Consider the following 4,296-nt stretch of genomic DNA (forward strand, 5'->3'; position numbering starts at 1 on the left):
TGTAGAGTCGGCAGTAAAACAAATTGATAGAAGGTTGAAAATTTCAGGAGCGCAGTGGTTGATGAAAAATGTTAATCAAATGCTTAAGCTTCGGTGCGCCTACCTTAACGGATCAATATCCGTTTGATGCTCAAAAGCGCAAAACCGGGATGCTCCCGGTCTAGGATTGCTTGTACAGTTGTAGACTTGCCGACTCCGCTGATACCAAGAATTGTAAAACCTGTAGCTGTTGACCGCCGACGCCTGTTAGCTGAACTACCGGAGCGTAAAGTCTCTACCTTCTTATTTATATCTTTCCAAAACCCACGACTTACTGGGTTGCGAGCGGTATACCCCGAACGCAGCATTCGCGAGAAACGCTGCTCCAAGTCGAGGTGAGGGGAAAGAACGATGAAAAGTTCGAGTACATTTTGAATTAGATGTAAGCGCTGGTGAGCGGGTAAATTACGCTCCTCTTTCAAGAATTCAGGGTAGAGCGCCAGCTCTTTAATGATGTCGTCTTCGGTTTTAATTTCAGGTAGCGCTTCAATGAGTGGATTTCCTTGATAGATAGAAATTTCATCATGGTAAGTCGCTTGTTCTTGAGTTCCTCTAAAGACTAAGAGCGGTGGCTTTATCAATTTTTTACTGGATGTCATTGTTCAATCCCCTCTGACGTGTTGACGCAATTTGTCAAAAGGTCGATGAGGCGGTACATACTCCTCATCATCTTTGTCAGGTTGAGCAATGGTTGGCATGGGAATCACTTGCCCTGGTTGGTCGGAAAGCTTCTCTGATGTTAAATCCCAAGCTTCAGTCTTCCGCTCGTGACTACGTTCTTCGTTACGGTTTTGGCGGATATTTTTGATACGAGACTGCTTGCTTTGACCATCATCAGCCTTTTGCGCCTCCTCAGTTGCCTGATCAAGGATTTTGTTAGCTTGAGCATTATGTTTTGCTTTAGACTGCTGTCTGCGTGTCCTGGAAGCCTGCTTGTTTACCTCTTGCCGTCTGTAGTAGTCTTCTACCTCACGAAAGTCGCAACCCTGGAAGCGTTGATCGATATCAAGCAAACGGCAAACTTCCATGTCTTTGCCACTATCAAGACGTATGTAGATGTAATCAACAAGGCGTGGGTCATAGGCAACAGTAACTTTCCAACTCCCCTTACTTCTTGCCTTAACAAACCACTGTTGGCGTACAGCTAATTCACAGGTATAGTGCAACTTCTTGAAGTAGATACAGCCTTCACGGGTTACGGAAGCTTCTGCTGTTGGGAGGAGGTTCAGACGGATATTTGCAGGTGGTTGCCAATGAAGCGAACCGACTCGATTCTCGACTCCCCACTGCCAGAGATCGACCGGGTAAGGTTCGAGTTCATCTTGGATCATGAATTCATCCATCGGGTATTTGTTCAAACGTTTTTCGCTGTTGTGATCCCGAATGGCAAGAATCATCAACTGCCGAAATTCATACAGAGTCAGAACCCCATCAAGTCGATAGTCTCTTTCTCCTCGTTCAGGAAGTTTTTTGACCGAACCTGGGAGCCAATGAATGGCTTCGTTATTTAACTGATTAAAGCTCTGCTCAACAATACCTTTCATGTCTGCCCGGTAAGGAGGCGTATTATCGACATCTACACCGAGAGAGTCCACCAGGTTATTTGCGTTATATCCTTCAAATTCACCTCGATCTGCCAGGATGGCTTCAGGAAGATGATGGCTAGGCCAGTCAGCTTCTGTAATTTCAAAATTAAACTTTTTGCAAAATTCAACCTTATCTGCTGTAGCATTTTCCAGGGCTAACATTGCGCCTAGCCAGCTTGCAGGTTCGAGGGTGACGACAAACCCAACAATCATACGGCTGAACACATCGATAACCAGATACAGTGTAGGTCTACCGATAATCCAGCATCGGTTTAGCGAACTTACCAGATAAACATCACCGATCGTTGCGTCGATTTGAAAGAGTGACCCAGGGCCAAAAGCCATCTGAGTTGAGTTTCCCACAATAGCCCGATAACTTAAGTTATATCGACGTTCGCCTTTACGAGTAATGAGTTTGCGAGTGATATCAGAGCTTTTCTCATACCAGTACTGAAACTGCCTCAAGCTAGGTAATTTTTCTGCTGGTGGCAGAATAGGCTCCTTGGAACCATCGGCAAGTTCTCTATATCCGATGGGAAAGAACTTTTCGAGGGTAAGTTGAAAAGCCTTCGTTAAGGGTCTTTTTTGCGAGGTTTCGTAGAATAATCGGATACCTTTACGAAATTTCTTCTCTATCTCGGCATCAACATTAACTCCAATCTCCTCATTTCTGGCTTGAGCAAGGAAGCTCTTGCGACCTCTTTTGCAACCATCACTTCGCTTCTTCTTACCTTTCTCACCGCACTTATTAAAGTCAGGTATGATGGCATTTTTTGTCTGACCTCTTTGCCAATACCGTCGTAAGTCCTTGCGAATAGTTGGTTCTGTTCTTCCTGTCTGTTTAACCGCCTCCTTGATCAACTGGCTCCGCTTAACAGGATCGAACAACGACTCTTCTGTAGTTACGATTAGGAAAATAGCAGACCAAGCCTTTTCTACACGCTGGCGTTACTCCTCCTTGAGTTCAACGTAAGAGCGAATAATTTTTGCGTAGGGGTCTTCTTGCAGGATGCTGGCTCTATTAGCAGCAATTGCTGCCATCATATGCTCATGCTTCTGGAGTATGGGTTGAGCATAAGGATCGTAGATGTCGATGGTTACTACATCGGTGCCAGAGAAATCGATCCACAATATGCGGTCAATTTGAGTATCTGCTTCGTTGTCACTTTGCCAGCAGAGTAGCTGGTTGACTAAAAGGTTCATCCAACTTTATCCCCTTGGTTGATAACGTCTACGGATGGAGCTTTCAAAAGTACGAGCTTTTTTCTAGGATTGATGGGTTGATTCAGGTCAATCAGCAATTCGCGTCTAGCCAGCATATGCCGAACTACCGAGAGACTGTCACCTGGTTCTAAACCAAGTTTGTCATCACAATCAGCAGTGATTTCCCTGAGCGGCTCATCCCTTTGAGCAATCCACTGAATTAATAATTTTTTAGCCTCAAGAATCTCGCGCTCTGACAGAGTAAGCTTATCTTCATCAAAGCGCTTGCTTATCCAATCGATGTTTTTGGCAAGCACTGGGGGAATTTCGTGTTCAGTCACTATCCCCCAACTGATGTTTCTTTTGAGCCAATATTGGCGTTCAATCTCAAACTTTTCTATAGTCCGTTCGTTTTCCAGTTGGTCTGAAGGTTTAACTGTGCGAGCTTGATAAGAAACTCCCATGCCTTGGCGGATGGCGATGTAGAAATCCGTCGTCATGACGATAGGTTCTTGTGTCTTTGGATCAGTAGGATGACGGATGCAAAGTTTTTCGGCAATTTCTAAGGTCTCTGACAAAGGTAGTAGGGGATACTGTTCTTGGATGTCCACAACAATTGGTGACCAGTCGAGAATATAGAAATAACGAACCTCATGCTGGCTCAAAAGCTCGTGTCTTCTTCCCGTCGTCAACCCTTTAATACGCTTGCACGTACCCATTGAGCTGACATCTTGCACCGTTAGCCAAGGCTTGTAATTGAACCCTCTACCTTGACCGCGACCTTCTTCAATCCGTTTTTCAATGACAGCCTGGGTTGTTTGTCTCTTGCGTTTAGCCATTCAGTTACTCCTTTTTATGAATGCTGGTACTCACAAAGTTGTTTCTTAAACCAGGCTGTTCGTGCATTTTTTAGGTAGGATAAGCAGAGTTTCAAGATGTGCTGGATACTAGCACGTCACTATCGTGAATAATGTATGCAATATAGCTAATCAACTACATATTTCATACATAACTTTCTTTGAACTACTTTTCAATTTGTTTCGGTTTTTAATCTTTTGCCACCTCCTATCCTAAAAAAATAATTACGTTTCACCTGAGACAATATTTAGAGCTTGACTGGCTGAGGTCAACGCACCCAAAATTTCAACTTTCATTGCCTTGGCTTTGGCTCGAATGCCCTCGGTGTTCTCTTGTAAGTACGTTAAGTGAGTATTAATTTTGGCAATGTAATCTAGAGAGGATTGAATTCGTTGCAACTGAGCTTCAATCGCACTACAGTCTAGCTTCGAGTTAAGAGCCTGTTGGTTTACTAATTGCTGCCGCACGATGAGAAACTGAAGGGCAACCGTGAGCAGCTCATGAGTGGTGGCAATCCACAATCCGTATTCACAAGTACCCTGTGCCCATTCCCCAATTTCCCGTGCGAATCCCTGACGAGAATGACTTAAAAAAATTCCAGCATTCGCTT

General features: G+C 44.3%; 5 protein-coding genes and 1 pseudogene. 1 reads left to right on the top strand and 5 read right to left on the bottom strand.

Translation table 11 applies throughout. From position 1 onward, the window contains the following. Positions 1-127, top strand: a pseudogene (locus H6F63_RS00150) (ISKra4 family transposase); the annotation flags it as partial. Here H6F63_RS00150 and H6F63_RS00155 read toward each other — a convergent pair. The 5 genes from H6F63_RS00155 to H6F63_RS00175 all read right to left on the bottom strand — a co-directional run. Continuing rightward, the gene (locus H6F63_RS00155; protein WP_190633862.1) at positions 105-638 is read right to left on the bottom strand and encodes a hypothetical protein; all 534 of its coding nucleotides are present in this window, start codon (positions 636-638) and stop codon (positions 105-107) included. The pseudogene H6F63_RS00150 and the gene H6F63_RS00155 sit on opposite strands and share 23 nt — an antisense overlap. A gap of 3 nt (positions 639-641) precedes the next feature. Next, complete coding sequence (locus tag H6F63_RS00160) at positions 642-2,513, bottom strand: Mu transposase C-terminal domain-containing protein (protein ID WP_190633864.1); 1,872 nt, start codon at positions 2,511-2,513, stop codon at positions 642-644. A 60-nt stretch (positions 2,514-2,573) separates the two neighbouring features. Continuing rightward, positions 2,574-2,828: a hypothetical protein gene (locus H6F63_RS00165; RefSeq protein WP_190633866.1), complete on the bottom strand. Its 255-nt coding sequence runs from the start codon at positions 2,826-2,828 to the stop codon at positions 2,574-2,576. After that, on the bottom strand, positions 2,825-3,667 hold the full coding sequence (locus H6F63_RS00170; protein WP_190633867.1) for a TnsA endonuclease N-terminal domain-containing protein: 843 nt from the start codon (positions 3,665-3,667) through the stop codon (positions 2,825-2,827). Before H6F63_RS00170 ends, H6F63_RS00165 begins: the two co-directional genes overlap by 4 nt. A gap of 243 nt (positions 3,668-3,910) precedes the next feature. After that, positions 3,911-4,296: hypothetical protein (locus H6F63_RS00175; protein ID WP_190633869.1), on the bottom strand; the 386-nt coding region annotated here is incomplete at its 5' end.

This window comes from Trichocoleus sp. FACHB-40, from assembly GCF_014695915.1.
GTDB classification, from domain to species: domain Bacteria; phylum Cyanobacteriota; class Cyanobacteriia; order Cyanobacteriales; family FACHB-T130; genus Funiculus; species Funiculus sociatus.

Bases quoted from the DNA above. Each gene is read 5' to 3' on its own strand.
- H6F63_RS00170 (WP_190633867.1), bottom strand. From the start codon at position 3,667: ATGGCTAAACGCAAGAGACAAACAACCCAGGCTGTCATTGAAAAACGG.
- H6F63_RS00155 (WP_190633862.1), bottom strand. From the start codon at position 638: ATGACATCCAGTAAAAAATTGATAAAGCCACCGCTCTTAGTCTTTAGA.
- H6F63_RS00165 (WP_190633866.1), bottom strand. From the start codon at position 2,828: ATGAACCTTTTAGTCAACCAGCTACTCTGCTGGCAAAGTGACAACGAA.